15 protein-coding genes are annotated in these 15,520 nt (G+C 62.9%); 8 read left to right on the forward strand and 7 right to left on the reverse strand.

All coding sequences use genetic code 11. The features are described from left to right. Positions 1-1,537: 1,537 nt before the first annotated feature. Complete coding sequence (locus tag CT676_RS30405) at positions 1,538-1,813, reverse strand: hypothetical protein (protein WP_244623311.1); 276 nt, start codon at positions 1,811-1,813, stop codon at positions 1,538-1,540. A 94-nt stretch (positions 1,814-1,907) separates the two neighbouring features. Further along, the gene (locus tag CT676_RS30410) at positions 1,908-2,492 is read right to left on the reverse strand and encodes a TetR/AcrR family transcriptional regulator (protein WP_231142100.1); all 585 of its coding nucleotides are present in this window, start codon (positions 2,490-2,492) and stop codon (positions 1,908-1,910) included. Positions 2,493-2,656: 164 nt separating this feature from the next. Here CT676_RS30410 and CT676_RS30415 point away from each other — a divergent pair, with 164 nt between their 5' ends. Next, entirely contained in the window at positions 2,657-3,631 is a 975-nt protein-coding gene (locus CT676_RS30415; RefSeq protein ID WP_167768207.1) for an alpha/beta fold hydrolase, read from the forward strand. Positions 3,632-3,753: 122 nt separating this feature from the next. Here CT676_RS30415 and CT676_RS30420 read toward each other — a convergent pair whose 3' ends face one another. Beyond that, on the reverse strand, positions 3,754-3,993 hold the full coding sequence (locus CT676_RS30420; protein ID WP_028152628.1) for a hypothetical protein: 240 nt from the start codon (positions 3,991-3,993) through the stop codon (positions 3,754-3,756). 342 nt (positions 3,994-4,335) lie between these two features. Between CT676_RS30420 and CT676_RS30425 the strand changes: the two genes are divergently transcribed. From CT676_RS30425 to CT676_RS30435, 3 genes are all read left to right on the forward strand, one after another. Then, positions 4,336-5,244: a dihydrodipicolinate synthase family protein gene (locus CT676_RS30425; protein ID WP_028152627.1), complete on the forward strand. Its 909-nt coding sequence runs from the start codon at positions 4,336-4,338 to the stop codon at positions 5,242-5,244. A 145-nt stretch (positions 5,245-5,389) separates the two neighbouring features. Beyond that, positions 5,390-6,361, forward strand: coding sequence for an SDR family NAD(P)-dependent oxidoreductase (locus CT676_RS30430; protein WP_135215968.1), 972 nt, complete (start codon positions 5,390-5,392; stop codon positions 6,359-6,361). A 309-nt stretch (positions 6,362-6,670) separates the two neighbouring features. Continuing rightward, on the forward strand, positions 6,671-7,789 hold the full coding sequence (locus CT676_RS30435) for an alpha/beta hydrolase (protein ID WP_028152625.1): 1,119 nt from the start codon (positions 6,671-6,673) through the stop codon (positions 7,787-7,789). A 116-nt stretch (positions 7,790-7,905) separates the two neighbouring features. Here the strand turns inward: CT676_RS30435 and CT676_RS30440 are convergent, their stop codons facing one another. Further along, a complete protein-coding gene (locus CT676_RS30440; protein WP_135215969.1) occupies positions 7,906-8,412 on the reverse strand; it encodes a MarR family transcriptional regulator in 507 nt (168 codons plus the stop codon). 407 nt (positions 8,413-8,819) lie between these two features. Between CT676_RS30440 and CT676_RS30445 the strand changes: the two genes are divergently transcribed. After that, positions 8,820-10,349, forward strand: a complete 1,530-nt coding sequence (locus CT676_RS30445; protein WP_135215970.1) for a porin — start codon at positions 8,820-8,822, stop codon at positions 10,347-10,349. Positions 10,350-10,617: 268 nt separating this feature from the next. Here CT676_RS30445 and CT676_RS30450 read toward each other — a convergent pair whose 3' ends face one another. The 3 genes from CT676_RS30450 to CT676_RS30460 form a co-directional block, all read right to left on the reverse strand. After that, entirely contained in the window at positions 10,618-11,121 is a 504-nt protein-coding gene (locus tag CT676_RS30450; RefSeq protein ID WP_135215971.1) for a GcrA family cell cycle regulator, read from the reverse strand. A 72-nt stretch (positions 11,122-11,193) separates the two neighbouring features. Then, positions 11,194-11,391: a hypothetical protein gene (locus tag CT676_RS30455; RefSeq protein ID WP_007603456.1), complete on the reverse strand. Its 198-nt coding sequence runs from the start codon at positions 11,389-11,391 to the stop codon at positions 11,194-11,196. Positions 11,392-11,591: 200 nt separating this feature from the next. After that, entirely contained in the window at positions 11,592-12,533 is a 942-nt protein-coding gene (locus CT676_RS30460; protein ID WP_135215972.1) for an acetamidase/formamidase family protein, read from the reverse strand. 232 nt (positions 12,534-12,765) lie between these two features. Between CT676_RS30460 and CT676_RS30465 the strand changes: the two genes are divergently transcribed. The 3 genes from CT676_RS30465 to CT676_RS30475 are packed head-to-tail and all read left to right on the forward strand — an operon-like array spanning position 12,766 to position 15,513. Continuing rightward, on the forward strand, positions 12,766-13,482 hold the full coding sequence (locus CT676_RS30465; protein ID WP_223154008.1) for a YdcF family protein: 717 nt from the start codon (positions 12,766-12,768) through the stop codon (positions 13,480-13,482). Positions 13,483-13,542: 60 nt separating this feature from the next. Further along, positions 13,543-14,325 (forward strand): DUF169 domain-containing protein, encoded by a 783-nt coding sequence (locus CT676_RS30470; protein ID WP_028155890.1) that lies wholly within the window; start codon positions 13,543-13,545, stop codon positions 14,323-14,325. A 9-nt stretch (positions 14,326-14,334) separates the two neighbouring features. Further along, positions 14,335-15,513, forward strand: coding sequence for a saccharopine dehydrogenase NADP-binding domain-containing protein (locus CT676_RS30475; RefSeq protein WP_135215973.1), 1,179 nt, complete (start codon positions 14,335-14,337; stop codon positions 15,511-15,513). The last annotated feature ends 7 nt before the right edge of the window (positions 15,514-15,520 follow it).

Raw genomic sequence — 15,520 nt, forward strand, 5'->3', positions numbered from 1 at the left:
GAGGGCTCCGCGCCGGCTCCCGCCGCTGCCACCGTCCAACCGGGCAAATCCAACAGCCGGGGCGAACTCAGGACTGGATAAAACTTGGGGGCAAGGTCAGAGATTCCTCCTCTCCATCCTTTGGCTTGACAGTTTTCGGACTTCGAAACTAAATCCATGGTCAATTCGGCTCGCGATTTCTCCTAAAGCCCCGGTTAGCTCAATCTTGAGCTCTCTTCGCCGTGTCTCTTGTATTTTTCCGTCCGGAAACTTAATGACAATCTCTTCTGACACAGCATTGACTGTCGTCTTCATCCGTTCATTGGCATGATCGACTACGCCTTTGAGTACCTCGTCGGGCACTCCATCGCTGCGAAGAGCTTGTACCTTTTTCGAGATAGGCGCGCACGAGGGTGTGGACCTCGCGGTTGAAGGCTTCGACGTCTTTGAGCTGGTCGGGGCCGCTCCACCAGCTCGGCGGCGAGCCAGCGAGAGTCTCGATCGGCGTGTTGGGCCATTGGTTCCAGAAGTTCAACGACGCCTGGCGCTGGCGTGAATTGTCTTTGGGACCAATGGACACAATCCGCTCTCGGAGCCATCGCGCGCGTCGCATGCTCGGTAGGTGTGCTTAACGACGTCAATGGCTTCGCAGGCATGATCCAACTGGACGACCACCTGTGGACGCGAGATCGGGGTTGCTACGGTGGTGGTAGTCCGCTGCCCTTGGCGAGGTCGCGGACAGGTTTAAACGGTTTGGTAAGAATGGAGTCTTGATACTGGGACGGGCTTGGGGACTCACGGGGTCCCTTAGATGGAGCGTTCAGCGCGATCCAAACGAAAAGTAAGTCGAAAGCGCTGGGTTGTTTGTTACGGTAATTTTTCTATTGAATGTCGAGACGAAGATGGCGCGAAGAATTTGGCAGCCAAGCTCCGTAAGCGCCGATACCGTGTCACAGCCCGGACAGCCGATGGCGTCTCACCTTCGTGGCGAGTAGAGCCAGACGAAATCGACGAGTGGATATCTTCACCCACGCGCCCTAGTCGCTCGCCGCGGGTTCGGCCTACGAAGAATCGATGATTTGCGAAACACTCGAGTTGGATCGCGGCTTCAGCACGTTGGTTTCGCCCGCGTCTAGTTCAACTTCGGACACACTCTAGCCCCGATTTGGCTGCTGGAATGCTGGCTCTCGCGACTCATCTGGAGTTGCAGCCAACTTGGGTCGAGATTGGTTCCGCAGGAGAAACGAGCGCTCCTGCAGCTATCCAGCGATCGGTCTTGCGTGTGATCCATCGCAAGGCCTGTGAAGGCCCCGGTCTTCCCCATTGGCTGGGGCCTTCCTTTTGCGCCAGATCACAAAAATATTGGCATCGCGGCGTCTGAGGAACGACTCTCCAAGGGAGAGATTGAAAAATCGGTCTGTGGCGAATCTGGACCTCCTCAAGGTCTCGCCATCCACCCGGAACGGCCCCACCGTCCGACGCGCGTTTGGCGATGGGCCGGTTTTCGTAGGTATTCACTCAACTCCCGCCGGCTCACAAAGTCGGCGGGGTTTTTGAGCTAGCCGTCTTGGCATCGGACTCCGAAGTTGTCGCAGGTGCGAGCGAAGGCATCTGCAGCATTTGCGTCTTCAAAGCAAAAAAGTGTGCCGACGTCGGCACGATCGATCCACCAGTCGACCTTGTTCGCCCTCGCAATGCGGGAAGCCTCTCCGCGCAGTAGGTCGAGCTGTCTTCCGGCGGCATGGACTATCAGGCAATTTTTCTTGGGCATATGTTTTGTCCTCAATAGGAAAGCTGAATTGATCGCCATCAAAAATGGAAAACTCATGGCCATGGGCTCGGCTCAATGCCGCCCGCAGATAAATCAACTGCTTAGCGGGATGCCCGCTCTCCCGCGTAGAGCGTGCATGAGGCGACGTTTTCGCAAACTACCTCAAATACCCCACCACCATCCGTGTCGTCTCATCCACCAGCGTCCTCACCATCTTCTCCGAGAGCATCTCGGCCTGGTTCAGCACCGTGTTGTGCGCGACCGCCTCGATCGCACTGACGCAGATGAAGGTCGCCAGTCCCGGGTCGATCTTGCGCATCTCGTTGCGACGGCTTTCGAGATAGGCGCGCACGAGGGTGTGGACCTCGCGGTTGAAGGCTTCGACGTCCTTGAGCTGGCCGGTGCGCGGGATCTGCTCGGCAAGCACCCGATGTAGTTTGGGATCGATGCGGTGGGCTTCGATCGCGACGGTGACGAGGCGGCGCACGGCTTTGTCGATCGGCAGGTCGGCGACCTCGGTGAGGGCGGCACGGACGATGCCCATAATCTCCTCGTTGTGGCGGTCGATGACGGCGGCGACGAGTGCCTCCTTGCTGGGAAAATACTGGTAGAGCGAGCCGACGCTGACGCCGGCGATTTCGGCGATCCGGTTGGTGCTGGCTTTCTCAAAGCCCTCGCGGACCAGAATGCGAGCGGTTGCCTCGACCAGCGCGTCGACGGTGGCGCGCGATCGCGCCTGCAAGGCATTTTTCCGGGGTTTTGTCGGCGGTTTGCGCGCCATGGGCCTGCGATCCGAATGCGAGTAGGAAAAGCGAGCGAATGCTCGCATTATATCCGCATGTGGCGGCGGTCGACACAAGCCTTTTCGTCGCCCATACAGAGAGCCCGGTCTGGAGGAGACCTGACATGAGCGTTGCAAAGATCGCATCGGCCTTCCAGTTCTGTCCGGGCGGCCGGCTGTTGGGGATGCGGCCATCCGGCGATCCCGCGCCGAGCCTGCAGAGTCGTTGCTTCAACGCGCTGTTGCGGCAGCTTCCGTTCAAGAAGCACCTTGCCTCGGCCGAGGCCGTGCAGGCGCATGTGCAGAAACTCGCATTGCAGCCGGCCTCCTACGAGCCGACGGGTTTGGGGCGCGGCGTCGAGGTGACGTTGACCAAGATGGGCGGATGGCCGGTCTATTACACGGCGCCATCTTCGGGCCATGAGGGCTGCAACCACGTCATGTTCCTGCACGGCGGTGGCTTCATCAACGAGATCGTGCCGGCGCATTGGCGCTTCGTCGGCCAGATGACGCGCAAGGCGCGCGTCGTCTGCGTGGTGCCGATCTATCCGCTTGCGCCGCGTGCCACCGCCAAGGATCTCGTACCGACGACGGCCGAGCTGTTGCGGATGCTGCTGGAGGATGTCGGGCCCGCAAAGGTCACGGTGGTCGGCAATTCCGCCGGCGCGGGCCTGGCGCTCGCCGCATGCCAGTGGCTGCGCGATCGCGGGCATCGGCAGCCGGGCCGGCTGATGCTGATCTCGCCCGCGGCCGATGCCTCGGTCAGCCGCCCGGAGCAGGTCGAGATCGCAGGCCGCGATCCGATCCAGGACATTCCGGGGATACTTGAGGCAGGGCGGCTCTATGCCGGCGAGCTCGATGTCGGCCATCCCTTCGTCAGTCCGCTCAACGGTGCCTTCCGTTCGCTCGCGCCGATGACGATCTTCTCGGGTACGCGCGATCTGCTCTATCCCGACAGCGTCGATCTCGCGGAGCGCGCGAGGGCGGCGGGCGTGCCGGTCGAGCTGCATCTGCTCCGTGACCAGCCGCACAATTTCGCGCTGATGCCGACGCCGGAAGGGCGACAGGCGCGTGCGATCATTCTGCGTGCAGTGGCTTAAAGGGAAGGCGTGATCGTCGTCACAGGGGCGCGCCGCCGCAATGGGGTCTGGCGCTAGCGGTGCCCGCGCGGAGAGACCAGGCTACCTCCGGGGCATTTCCTCATCCGTACTCTTGCGGGGCCTTAGGCGTGGCCCTTGATCTCGTAGTGACCCGGCACGCATTTGTAGCGCTCGAGGCGCCAATTGGCGTGATAGATCGGATGCTCGCCCATCCATTTGGCAAGCGGGGCCTGTGCGCCGATCGCGCACTGCATCATCGACATCTCGGGCGTCATGTTGCTGTCGGTCACGATTTCCTCGATGCAACTGCCTGAGCTGGCTGCGCTCAGCCGGCAGAGCACGGCAACCACGGTCACGAACATTCCTGTCACCTCATCGGTAGTTTCAGACCACGAAGAGGATGCAAGCGGAGTGCCAGAGCCTGTGACACAAACAACACGCTGACCTGGCCGACTCGACCCAGCGTCCAACCTCATTTGATGATTCGGATTGTAAAAAAATTGCCCCTAAACCGAAGCCGGGCAAATACGGGGAATCCCCAAGGAAAAGGGCGAGGAAGGATCGCAGGAATGAGCGATTGTGGGGGCAGCGCCGCGCGAAGCGCCCCTTCACAAGGCCTGCGCAGCCGATAGGCTCGAAAGCGGACGGATACTCGTCAGGAGAGCGGGACCGCCACAGGACCAAAGGAAACGCGAGGGCAGACCATGAAGGCACGACCGACCGGCGTGATCCCGCCGATGACGACGCCGTTCCGGAAGGACGGCGAGATCGACCTTGGGCTCGTGGCGCCCCAGGTCGACTGGATGATCGGCGCCGGCGCGCATGGCGTCGCGGCCGGCGGCTCGACCGGCGAGGGCCACACGCTCGATCACGAGGAATATCGCGACCTGATGGCCGCGACGGTCGAGGCGGTGAAGGGACGCATTCCCGTGATCGCCGGGATCATCGTGGACTCCACGCGCGATGCGATCCGTCGCGGCAAGCTCGTGCGCGACATGAATGTCGCAGCGCTCCAGGTCACGCCGGTGCATTATCTGTTCAAGCCCGATGACGAGGCGATGGTCGCGCACTTCCGCGCCATGGCGGACGAGACCGGCATGCCCATCATCATCTACAACGTGGTGCCGTGGTCCTATCTGTCACCGGCGCTGCTGGTGCGGATCATGACCGAGGTGCCGCTGGTGGTCGGCGTCAAGCAGAGCGCGGGCGATCTCAAGCTGTTCGCGGATCTCATGATGATGGCGCCGGACAAGCTGATCTACAGCGCGGTCGATGCCCTCATGTATCCGTCCTACACGCTCGGCGCCCATGGCTCGATCGCCGCGATCCTGACCGCGGCGCCGCATGCCTCCGTCGCGCTGTGGGATGCGGTGAAGGCGGGCGACCATCCGCGCGCGCTCGACCTACACAAGAAGCTGTTGACGCTGTGGAACGCCGTGATTGCCGACAATCTGCCGGCCTGCACGCGTTACGCCCAGACGCTCCAGGGCTTGCCCAGGACCTATCCGCGCGCACCGATGCCGGAGGCCTCGCCGGCGCAGCAGGCCGCCACCCGCAAGGCGCTGGAGGCACTCGGCGCGTTGAACGGGGTGCGCGTCGAAGCGGCCGAATAGTCCGCGGGCCGAAATAACTGATGTGAAGATGGCAGCGCCGATCCGCTTTTACCTGCGGATGCGGCGCTGCTACATTTTGCGCGCGCCGCGATGCGCGGCGCCAGCTGTGAAGAAACATACCGACAAGGGGAGGGACCGAAGTCCGATGAAGGATTTTGCAGGAAAGATCGCCGTCATCACCGGCGGCGGCACGGGGATGGGACGCGAGCTCGCACGGCAGCTCGTCGCCGAGGGCTGCAATGTCGCGATGTGCGACGTCTCGGAGGCCGCGATGGCCGAGACCAAGCGGCTCTGCGAGGTCGAGAAGCTGCCGCAGGGCCTGCGGGTCACGACCCATGTCGCCGACGTCTCGATCGAGGATCATCTCAAGCGGTTTCGCGATGAGCTCGCCGAGCTGCAGAAGACCGATCGGATCCATCTCCTGTTCAACAATGCCGGCATCGGTGGCGGCGGCAGCCTGTTCACCAACACGCGCGAGCAGTGGGAGCGTACGTTCAACATCTGCTGGGGCGGCGTCTATCTCGGCGTGCGCACCTTCCTGCCGATGCTGGTGGCGGCGGACGAGGCCCACATCGTCAACACCGCGAGCGTCAACGGCTTCTGGGCCTCGATCGGCATGGGGCAGGCGCACACCGCCTACAGTTCGGCCAAGTTCGCGGTGAAAGGATTTACCGAAGCGCTGATCAACGACCTTCGCCTGCACGCGCCGCATGTCAAATGCTCGGTGGTGATGCCCGGCCATATCGGCACCTCGATCGTCTCCAATTCGCGCAAGGTGCAGAGCGCCGACGGGTCGGAGCGGCTCAATGCCGACGAGGTCGCGCTGACCCGCAAGCGCATGGTCGCGGCTGGCGTGCCGGATGCTGACAAGATGTCGGACGAGGACATCCAGGCTGCGTTCGCCGAACGCGCCCGCAGCTTCCTCGAGGACGCGCCGACGACTGCTGCGCAGGCCGCGAAGATCATCCTCAACGGGGTCAAGGCGGACCGGTGGCGCATTCTTGTGGGCGAAGACGCAAAGCGCCTTGACGAACGCGTGCGCGCAACGCCGGAGCAGGCCTACGACCGCGCCTTCTATGAAAGCTTTACGCAGGAAGTTGGCTGGCGGCTCGGTTGATTCGGTTTGGCTGAGACTGTCAACGAACGTCCGCGTATGTAGGTATGACGACCATCATGGCAAGAGGTGCGGACGTATTATTACACAGGTAATTTACATGTTACGCAGGTAACTTTACGTGCCACCTCTTGCCACTTTCCGACGCCTTATGACGATTTGGAATGTCACGCATGCGACATGCTCCGTCGTTCAAGCAATGTTCAAGCGATGGTGATGTGAAACGGGTCTCATTCGGCGCACGGCAGCTTGGTTGGTGAACCAAAATAGTTTAGTCGATCAGGGGTAACGCCATCATAAAGCGTAGCTCCGATGATACCCGCATGCCTCTCCGACGACTGGATCCTCTGCCCGGAGAGAGAGGATATTTCCGCTGAATTCACGCGGCTCCTCACCGCGGCGCAGGAGGGTGGCGCCACCATCGCAGAATGCCTGATGATCGCGCGGCAGCTCAAGCAGGGCGGTGAGCAGTCCTGGCACCGCGAATGGAAGCGGCTGGCGCAAGCCAACCGGCAGCGTGCCGAGGCGGCGTTCGCGGAAGGCCACATGGCGACCGCGCAGCGCAACTGGCTGCGGGCGATGAACTACTACGGCGCGGCCGCGATGCCGCTGGACCAGGCCGACGAGCGCCGCTGGGTCGCGGTGCTCGCCATGCAGGAATGCGCGCGCCGCTTCCTCACCGCGCGCGGTCCGGCTGGCGAGGTCGTCACGATTCCCTGGGCCGATGACGGACACGTTTTGCAAGGCTATTTCCTGCCTGCGTCCCCGGCCGGCAAGCGGGCTCCGACCGTGATCTGCATCGGCGAGCCCGGACACCGCAAGGAAGAATTCCTGTTCAAGCTCGCGCCGCATGCGCGCGAACGCGGACTGTCGATGCTCGCGCTGGACCTGCTCGGCGACCAGCGTGACGACTATACCGACACGCTCCTGCAGCGCCGCGACCTCGAGAGCTCGATTGCCAGCGTCATGGATTATCTGGAGACACGCGGCGACGTCGATTTCGATCGCGTCGCCATCGTGGCCGACGGGTGGGGCTCTTCCTTCGTCGCGCGCGCGGTGTTGCAGGAGCCAAGGCTCGCCGCGGCCGTCTGCGACGGCGGTCTGTGGGACCTGCACGAACGATCCTTCTTCGCCAGCCGCTTTGCGATGAGCGACCTCAGCATCGTCCCGGTGCCGTCGGCGCCGTTGATGGCCTCGAGCGTCGACTGTCCGGTGCTGATCACGCTCGGCGAGGACGGCTGGCTCAAGGCCGACCGGGCGCGCCAGATCGTGCAGAAGTCGCGACTCGGCAGCTCCGACATCGTGCTGAAGGTGTTCACCGCGCAGGAGACCGGCGCGGCGCAGGCCCATGCGGACAATCCCAGCCTTGCCAACGAATACATCTTCGACTGGCTGGAATCGCAACTGGGCGCCACGGGGCGGCGGATCTGAACGCCGCCTGCTGTCTTAAAGCGCGATGAGATTGGGATGAATCGTCATCGCGATTTAGGTTGTTGCTTGGGCATGATCTTTTCGGAAAACCGCTTCGCACTTTTCCGGATCATGTTTTAGTAGTCGAGGGATATCCTGACGCAGGCCTTTTCGAGCCGGGTCTTCAGCGTCGCCAGCTTGCCGGTGAATTCGGTCAGTTCGTTCTCGTCGAATTCCTGGAAGACGAATTCGCGGATCGTTTTGTACTGCTCGTTGAGGCTTGCGATGTGCTTCTGCGTCTTCTCGACCAGCGACAGCCGCACCACGCGGGCGTCGGTCGGCGAGGGCCGCCGCCGCAGCAGGCCCTTCTTCTCCAGCAGCTTGGACTGGGTGGTGACGAAGGACGGATCGACGTGGAGCAGCTTGGAGACCAGGTTGACGGGCACGCCGTCGTCCTTGTCGAGGTCGGAGATCGCCATCAGGATCAGCCATTGCGGACCGCTGATGCCCAGCGTTCTCGCCCAGAACTGACGCAACTCCTCCAGATACATGTTGATCGACGAAATTTCCCAGGTGAAACGCCTGATGATATCGAGATTGCCGATGGAGCGGAGGCGCGCCCCTTCCTTCCTGGTCGCTGACACAGCGTCACTCCCGTGATCTGATTCTTTTCCGGCCGGTGTCTTGCACGGCCATAGTCCACGCAAGTCTGCCCTGACGCAAGTGCAGAGCAGGGTAATTTTGTCACTAAAACTACAAAGATGATCAGCTCAGCATATTCCCTCACTCGCGGTGTTGCGCGCGGGGCACAGGTTTAGTGAAACAACAAAGCTGACTAAATAAACTATTTTGATTAGCGGAACGGCGCAGGCATATTGGCCCGTGACGGTGGGGGGTACTCAATCGTCCCGTTGCAGGTGGTTCGCTCACGTCCCTCGCGTCGATGCGGGTGTGTCCAAAAGCGCGAAGCGGCCGAGCGGATTTGAAAAGACGGGGATCTGGGGGGCCTCACGGTCCGGTCTCCGTAAAATGAGCAACTTGGAGGTTTTATATGAATGTGGTGAAGAGCCTTTTGCTCGGCACTGCGGCGGGTCTGATCGCCGTCGGCGGAGCACAAGCGGCCGATCTTCCGGTCAAGGCCAAGGCGGTCGAGTACGTCAAGATCTGCTCGCTCTACGGCGCGGGCTTCTACTACATCCCGGGCACCGACACCTGCATCAAGCTCGGCGGCTATCTGCGTGCTGAAGTCGCGCTCAATGCCGGCGGCAACTACAGCGCCGCCTACAACGGTGTTTCCGGCGCGAACAACCGCCTGTCGAACTACTATTTGGCGCGCGCTCGCGAGGACCTCAACATCGATACCCGTACCGCGACTGAGTACGGGGTGGTTCGCACTTACTTTGACGCGGTGTTCACCTGGACGACCGATAACTATACGGGAAGCGGCTCGGCAACAGGCGCGACCGTTTACTCGCAACTCGGAAGCACGGGCGTGTCTGCGCCGAACAACGCAAGCTCGGGCACGATCTCGGGTGGTACGCTCGGCGTCTACTATGCGTTCATCCAGTTCGCCGGCTTCACCATGGGTAAGTCCGTGTCGCAGTTCGACGCGCCCTGGACCAACTATCCCGGCAACAACTTCGACCAGCTCGTCGGTGGCAGCGGCTCCGTGAACGGCGTCGCCCAGTTCACCTACACGGCCGATTTCGGCCAGGGCGTGACCGCGACCGTTTCGGCGCAGGACCAGACCCAGTTCTTCACGACCAACATCTGGAACACCGCCGGCATGTCCACCAGCGGCGTCCTCGGCGGTGCTTACGGCTCGAACGATATCGGCGGCACTAGGTCGCCCGACATCGTCGGCATGGTTCGTGTCGACCAGGCCTGGGGCCTGTTCCAGGCGTCGGTGGCTGCGCACGACAACCACGTCGCCTACTACGGCGCGTCCGAAGTCACCGGTCATCCGGAAGACAAGTGGGGCTGGGCCGTTCAGCTAGCTCTGCAGATCAAGAACATCCCGACCGGTGCTGGCGACGTGATCAACATCTCGGGCGTCTATACCGACGGCGCGAGCCGCTACAACTTCCAGTCGCTGGCGGCGACCAGCTACTCGATGTTCGGCGGTTCGGGCAGCGCGTATCAGAGCATCGGCTTTGCCGGCGTGTCTGACGCGGTGTTCGGTCCCAACGGCCAGCTCGAGCTGACCAAGACCTACGGTTTCCGTGGTGCCTACACCCACAACTGGAACCCGTACTGGAATACGGCGCTCTACGGCGCGTGGGCTGCGGTCAACTACAGCGGCACGGCGAAGGGCCTGATCTGCGGCAGCGCTGCGTTCGCCTCGCTGACCGGCACCTGCAACCCGGACTTCAACATCGGCCAGATCGGCGTCATCACCCGCTGGACGCCGGTCAAGAACCTGACCTTCTCGGCTGACTTCGTCTACAGCCACCTCGACCAGAAGTACTCGGGCGTGATCACCACCCCGGCGCTGGCGTCGGTTGCCAAGCCTGCGGCAACCTACGAGCTGAAGGACCAGGACACCTACAGCCTGCTGCTGCGCGCCCAGCGCAACTGGTAAGCTGAAGACCGTTCCGATCTGATAGAGCCCCGGCGGGAAACCGCCGGGGCTTTTTCATGAAAGCGGCCTTCGGAAAATCCGGCAACACGTTGCAAACGACGAAGACGAGCTATGCGAATCGATCGCCCTCAAACTTATTTACTTACCTGAGTTGATCAGCTATCTTGTTTTCAGCCGATTACGAAAGTCACGGCTCTTAGCTTCATGCTAAGCCTCCAGAAACCTCCGGTGATGCCCCGCCGGAGGTTTTTCGTTTTGGGATTTTCCTTCAGCCGCGCATCACACGGGCGCGCGAGTTCGGCCGGTAGGCGAGGCGGCTGTGGCCGACGCAGTAGGACTGGCCGTCGGGCGCGGTATTGCCGCAGAAGCAGAAGTCGTCTGCGCCCGGCGTCGAGATCGGCCAGCGGCAGCGATTCTCGGCGAGCTCCAGCAGCGAGCAGCGGTTGGCATCGTCGATCGGACCCGCGACCGCAGATGTGTCGGTGTCGCCGTAGATCGTGGCGAGCATCTCATATTGCAGCCGAGGTACGGCTCTCGTCCCGCGCCGCGGCGCGAGGCTCCGCTCGAGCTTGCGCTCGTCGGTCGTCCTGCCGCGCGTGAGATTGAGCCGGGACAGCTTGCCGATCACCGCGTTGCGGCTGACGCCGATGTCGGCAGCGATCTCGCTGCAGGTGAGGCCGGCCTCGAAGTGCTGCTTCAGAAGCTCAATTCGTTCGTTGGTCCAAGTCGGTGAAGAAGCAGTCGGTGAAGAAGTTGGTGAGAGAACAGGCATTGTAACGGTCCCAGGTTGCAGATGTCGGCCATCCGCCTCTCGAGATCCGTCCGCCTCACGTCCGGCGCGCCCTCACGTTCTGCCGTTGTCGCGAATCGACAAAAGGCCGTCCTTGATGGCGAGACGGATGCCTTCCTCGATCAGAGTGCGTGCGACGCCGGGAACGCTGGTGCCGTGGGTGCCCTGTCTCACCAGTTTTTCCAGATAGGTGATGGTCGAGAGCGCCAAGGTTACGGGAATGCGGTCAGTCTCGGCTTTTTCGGTGGCCATGGCCCGAACGCTAGCCTCTTACTCGGGTACATAAAAGTAACGATTAAGACTCTATTTAGGTTCAGGGGTGGGAGTCAAATCCGGGCGAGACCGGTGTTTCAGCTCATTGGAATCACTAGGAAAATCAGGCGCAGCGCCGCGCGCCGCGCGGGATGCCGAGCGGCGGCGGCGTGGAGACGGGTCCGGGCAGGCGGGTGGAGCTAGCCGTGCACGATCGCCTTTTCGATCATGCAATGGATGCCTTTGCAGCCGTTGACGGTCTGCGTCACCCGCAGGTCGGCGGCCAGGCTGCACAGCGTGTAGGCGTCCTCGCGCGACAGGTTTCGCGTCTCGCCGAGCAGCACGATCATGTCGCGCAGCGCGCGCACCGCGCACTGGTCGAGGTCGGGATCCATGGCCATGGTCATGTAATGCGTCGCCGTCTCGGCGCGCGGATAGTCGAACCTGAGGTCCCTGCGCAGCGTCAGGCGGAAGCGGCCCTGGAGCGCGGTCTCGATCGCGGTGACGCAGACCTCGCCGTCGCCCTGCACGCCATGGCCGTCGCCGCAGGAGAACATCGCGCCTGGGACGAACACCGGCAAATAGAGCGTCGCACCGGCCCCGAGCTCCTTGTTGTCGAGATTGCCGCCCATTGCGCGCGGCACGAGCGAGGAGATGCGGCCCCAGGCCGGCGGCGGCGAGACGCCCATCACGCCGAAGAATGGCTTGAGCGGCAGATCGAGGCCCCAGGGCATGCGGCCGACCATCCGCGACCGGTCGAGCGGGATATTCAGGATGCGCGTTTCGTGGAAATCGTCGGGCAGGGTGCCGGACAGCGGCTTGATCATGTTCCAGCCCCAATCCTGCCGGAGCTGGACGTCGAGGATCTCGACCGCCAGCACGTCGCCGGGCTCGGCGCCCTCGACCGCGATCGGGCCGGTGAGGATGTGGCCGGGCAGCATGCGCTCGTTCTTGGCGTGAACCTCGAACATCTCCGGCGGAATGTGAAACTTGGTGCGGTCGGGCAGCATGTCGGGCCCGCCGCTGATGGTGTCGACCGTCACCTCATCGCCGCTTTTGACGGTGAGGACGGGTTTGAGCGCGGCTTCGAAGAAGCCCCAATGGCAGGTCTCGGGGCTTGAATGCAGGTGGTGATGGGTCATTAGCCGCGTCCAATCGGTTTCATCAGAACTCGTCATGAGAACCTGTTATGCCCGGGCTTGACCGGGCGATCGATCCTCTTTCAAGAAGATTTCTGAAGATGGACGGGCCGGTCAAGCCCGGCACGATCATTCCAGCGAGGCTCCCCTGTATTTCGTTCTTTCCAAGACCCTCGGCACCGCTCTGCTGCCGATCAATCTCCTGATCGAGCTCGGAATCCTGTCGCTGCTGCTGATGGCGACGCGGTTTGCCGCGGTCGGCCGCAAGCTTGCCGTGACCACGCTGGTGCTGCTGGCGCTGGTCGCGTTCTCGCCGATCGGCAATCTTCTGCTGTATCCGCTGGAGTCGCGATTCCCGGCGTGGGACCCGTCGCGGGGCGCCCCCGACGGCATCATCGTGCTCGGCGGCTCGATTGACACCGATCTGTCGGCGGCGCATCGCACGCCCGTGGTTGCGCACGCGGCCGATCGCATGCTGGCGCCGGCCGACCTCGCGCGGCGCTATCCGAACGCGCGTATCGTCTTCACCGGCGGCTCGGCGAACCTGGTCGCGACGGAGGCGAGGGAGGCCGACTACACCGCGCCGATCCTGGAAAGCCTGGGCATACCGAAGGAGCGCCTGATCCTCGAGCGCGACTCCCGCAACACCTGGGAGAACGCGATCTTCACAAAGCAGCTGGTGACGCCGAAGCCGGGCGAACGCTGGCTTCTGGTCACGTCGGCCTTCCACATGCCGCGCGCGATGGGGATTTTCCGCAAGGCCGGGTTCGATGTCGAAGCCTATCCGGTGGATTGGCGGATGGGTGGGCGCGACGGGCTCTTCGCCTTCACCCGCAATGGGGCAGATGGTCTCGGCAAGACCGACGTCGCCGTGCGCGAATGGATCGGCCTTTTGGCGTATCGCATCATGGGGCGGACCGGCGAGTTGCTTCCGGGACCGGGTAAGGACTAAAACGAGAGCCGCAGAACAAGAACAGAGTACCGGCGCGCGATCGTCGGTCGGGAGGACGCCATGCAGCAGCAGAGCGCAGACAGGATCGATCTTGCCGGCCTCGTCGCCGACCTCAACAGCCTGCTGCGGCTGAAGACGACGGTGATCGGCATGAAGCTGTTCGCGCGCACCGCCGACATGGAGGCGATCCCGAAAATCCGGCGGCCGAACGCGGTCCACACCACCGACCAGATCGTCAGCATGGCTGCACGTCTGGGTTGGACGGTCGGTATCACTGCCGACGATCTTGTCGGTGCGCAGTGTCGCGCCGTGATCGGGCTTGCGCCGCAGGACGAAAAATGGCTCGCCGGCGAAAACTATGTCGGGGTCTGGCACGGCACCGCCGAGGACGCGCGCAAGCGCCAGGAGGCGCTGGACGTGGTTCCGTTTGGGCAGTATCAGGCGCTTGCGGTCAGTCCGCTCGCGAGCGGGCGGCTCGATCCGCCCGACATCTGCCTGGTCTATGCGACGCCGGGGCAGATGATCATCCTGATCAACGGGCTGCAATATACCGGCTACAAGAAGTTCGAATGGGGGGTGGTCGGTGAGACCGCCTGCGCGGATTCCTGGGGGCGGGCGCTGAAAACCGGTGAGCCCAGCCTGTCCTTGCCATGCTATGCCGAACGGCGCTATGGCGGCGTGCCGGACGAGGAGATGCTGATGGCCTTGAAGCCCTCGCATCTCGCCAAGGCGATCGAGGGTATGAAGGCGCTGGCCAAGAACGGCCTGCGCTATCCGATTCCGCCTTATGGGATTCAAAGCGACGTCCGCGCCGGCATGGGCGTGAGTTACGCGAAGAAGTAAAGGTCGACCATGAGCTCAGCGAAATTCGACATCGTCGTCTACGGTGCGACCGGTTTCACCGGCCAGCTCGTCGCCGAATATCTGACTCAGCATTACAAGGGCGACCACGCGCTCAAATGGGCGATGGCAGGCCGTAGCCTCGGCAAGCTCAAGTCGGTACGCGACGCGATCGGCGCGCCCGGGAATACGCCGCTGATTGTCGCGGATGCGTCGGACGCGGCCTCGCTGAAGGCGATGGCGGAGCAGACGATGTCGGTGATTACCACCGTCGGCCCGTATCAGCTCTATGGCGAGGAACTGCTCGCGGCCTGCGTCGCCACCGGCACCGATTATTTCGATCTCTGCGGCGAACCGATCTGGATGCGACAGATGATCGACAAGTACGAGGCGGCCGCCAAAGAGAGCGGCGCGCGTATCGTGTTCTCATGCGGTTTCGATTCCGTGCCGTTCGAGCTCGGTGCGTTTGTCGTGCAGGAAGAGGCCAAACGCGTGTTCGGCGCTCCGGCCTCGCGTGTGAAAGGCCGCGTGCGCGACATGCGCGGCACGCTGTCGGGCGGCACCGCGGCGAGCGCGAAGGCGACCTTCGATGCGGTCGCCAAGGACATCAGCCTGATCGCGATCCTGAACGATCCGTTCGCGTTGACGCCGGGCTTCACCGGCCCGAAGCAGCCGAAGGGCAACAGGTCGCTGCTCGAGGAGGATCTGCAATCCTGGGCCGCGCCGTTCATGATGGCACTGATCAACACGCGCAACGTCCATCGCTCCAACATGCTGATGGGCTTTCCCTACGGCCAGGACTTCGTCTACGACGAGATGGTTCTGACGGGTCCCGGCGAGAAGGGCGAAGCCAACGCGCAGCGCGTGGTGGCAGCCAACGCCGAGAAGACCGGTCCGAACGCGCCGAAGCCGGGCGAGGGGCCGTCGAAGGAAGAGCGGGAGAACGGCCGCTTCGACCTGCTCTATGTCGCGATCGCGCCCGACGGCCGCATGGTTCGCGCCGGCGTCACCGGCGACCGCGATCCCGGCTACGGCTCGACCTCGAAGATGATCTCCGAATGCGCGATGTGCCTGTTGCGCGATGTGACAGACGTCCCGGCCGGATTCTGGACGCCGGGCGCGGCGATGCAGCACAAGCTGATCAAGCGCCTGCGGGACAATGCTGGGCTGACGTTCGGAGTGGAAGCGTAAGGTCCAC

Origin of the sequence: Bradyrhizobium sp. MOS001 (genome assembly GCF_004634465.1) — a bacterium.
Classification (GTDB): Bacteria; Pseudomonadota; Alphaproteobacteria; order Rhizobiales; family Xanthobacteraceae; genus Bradyrhizobium; species Bradyrhizobium barranii.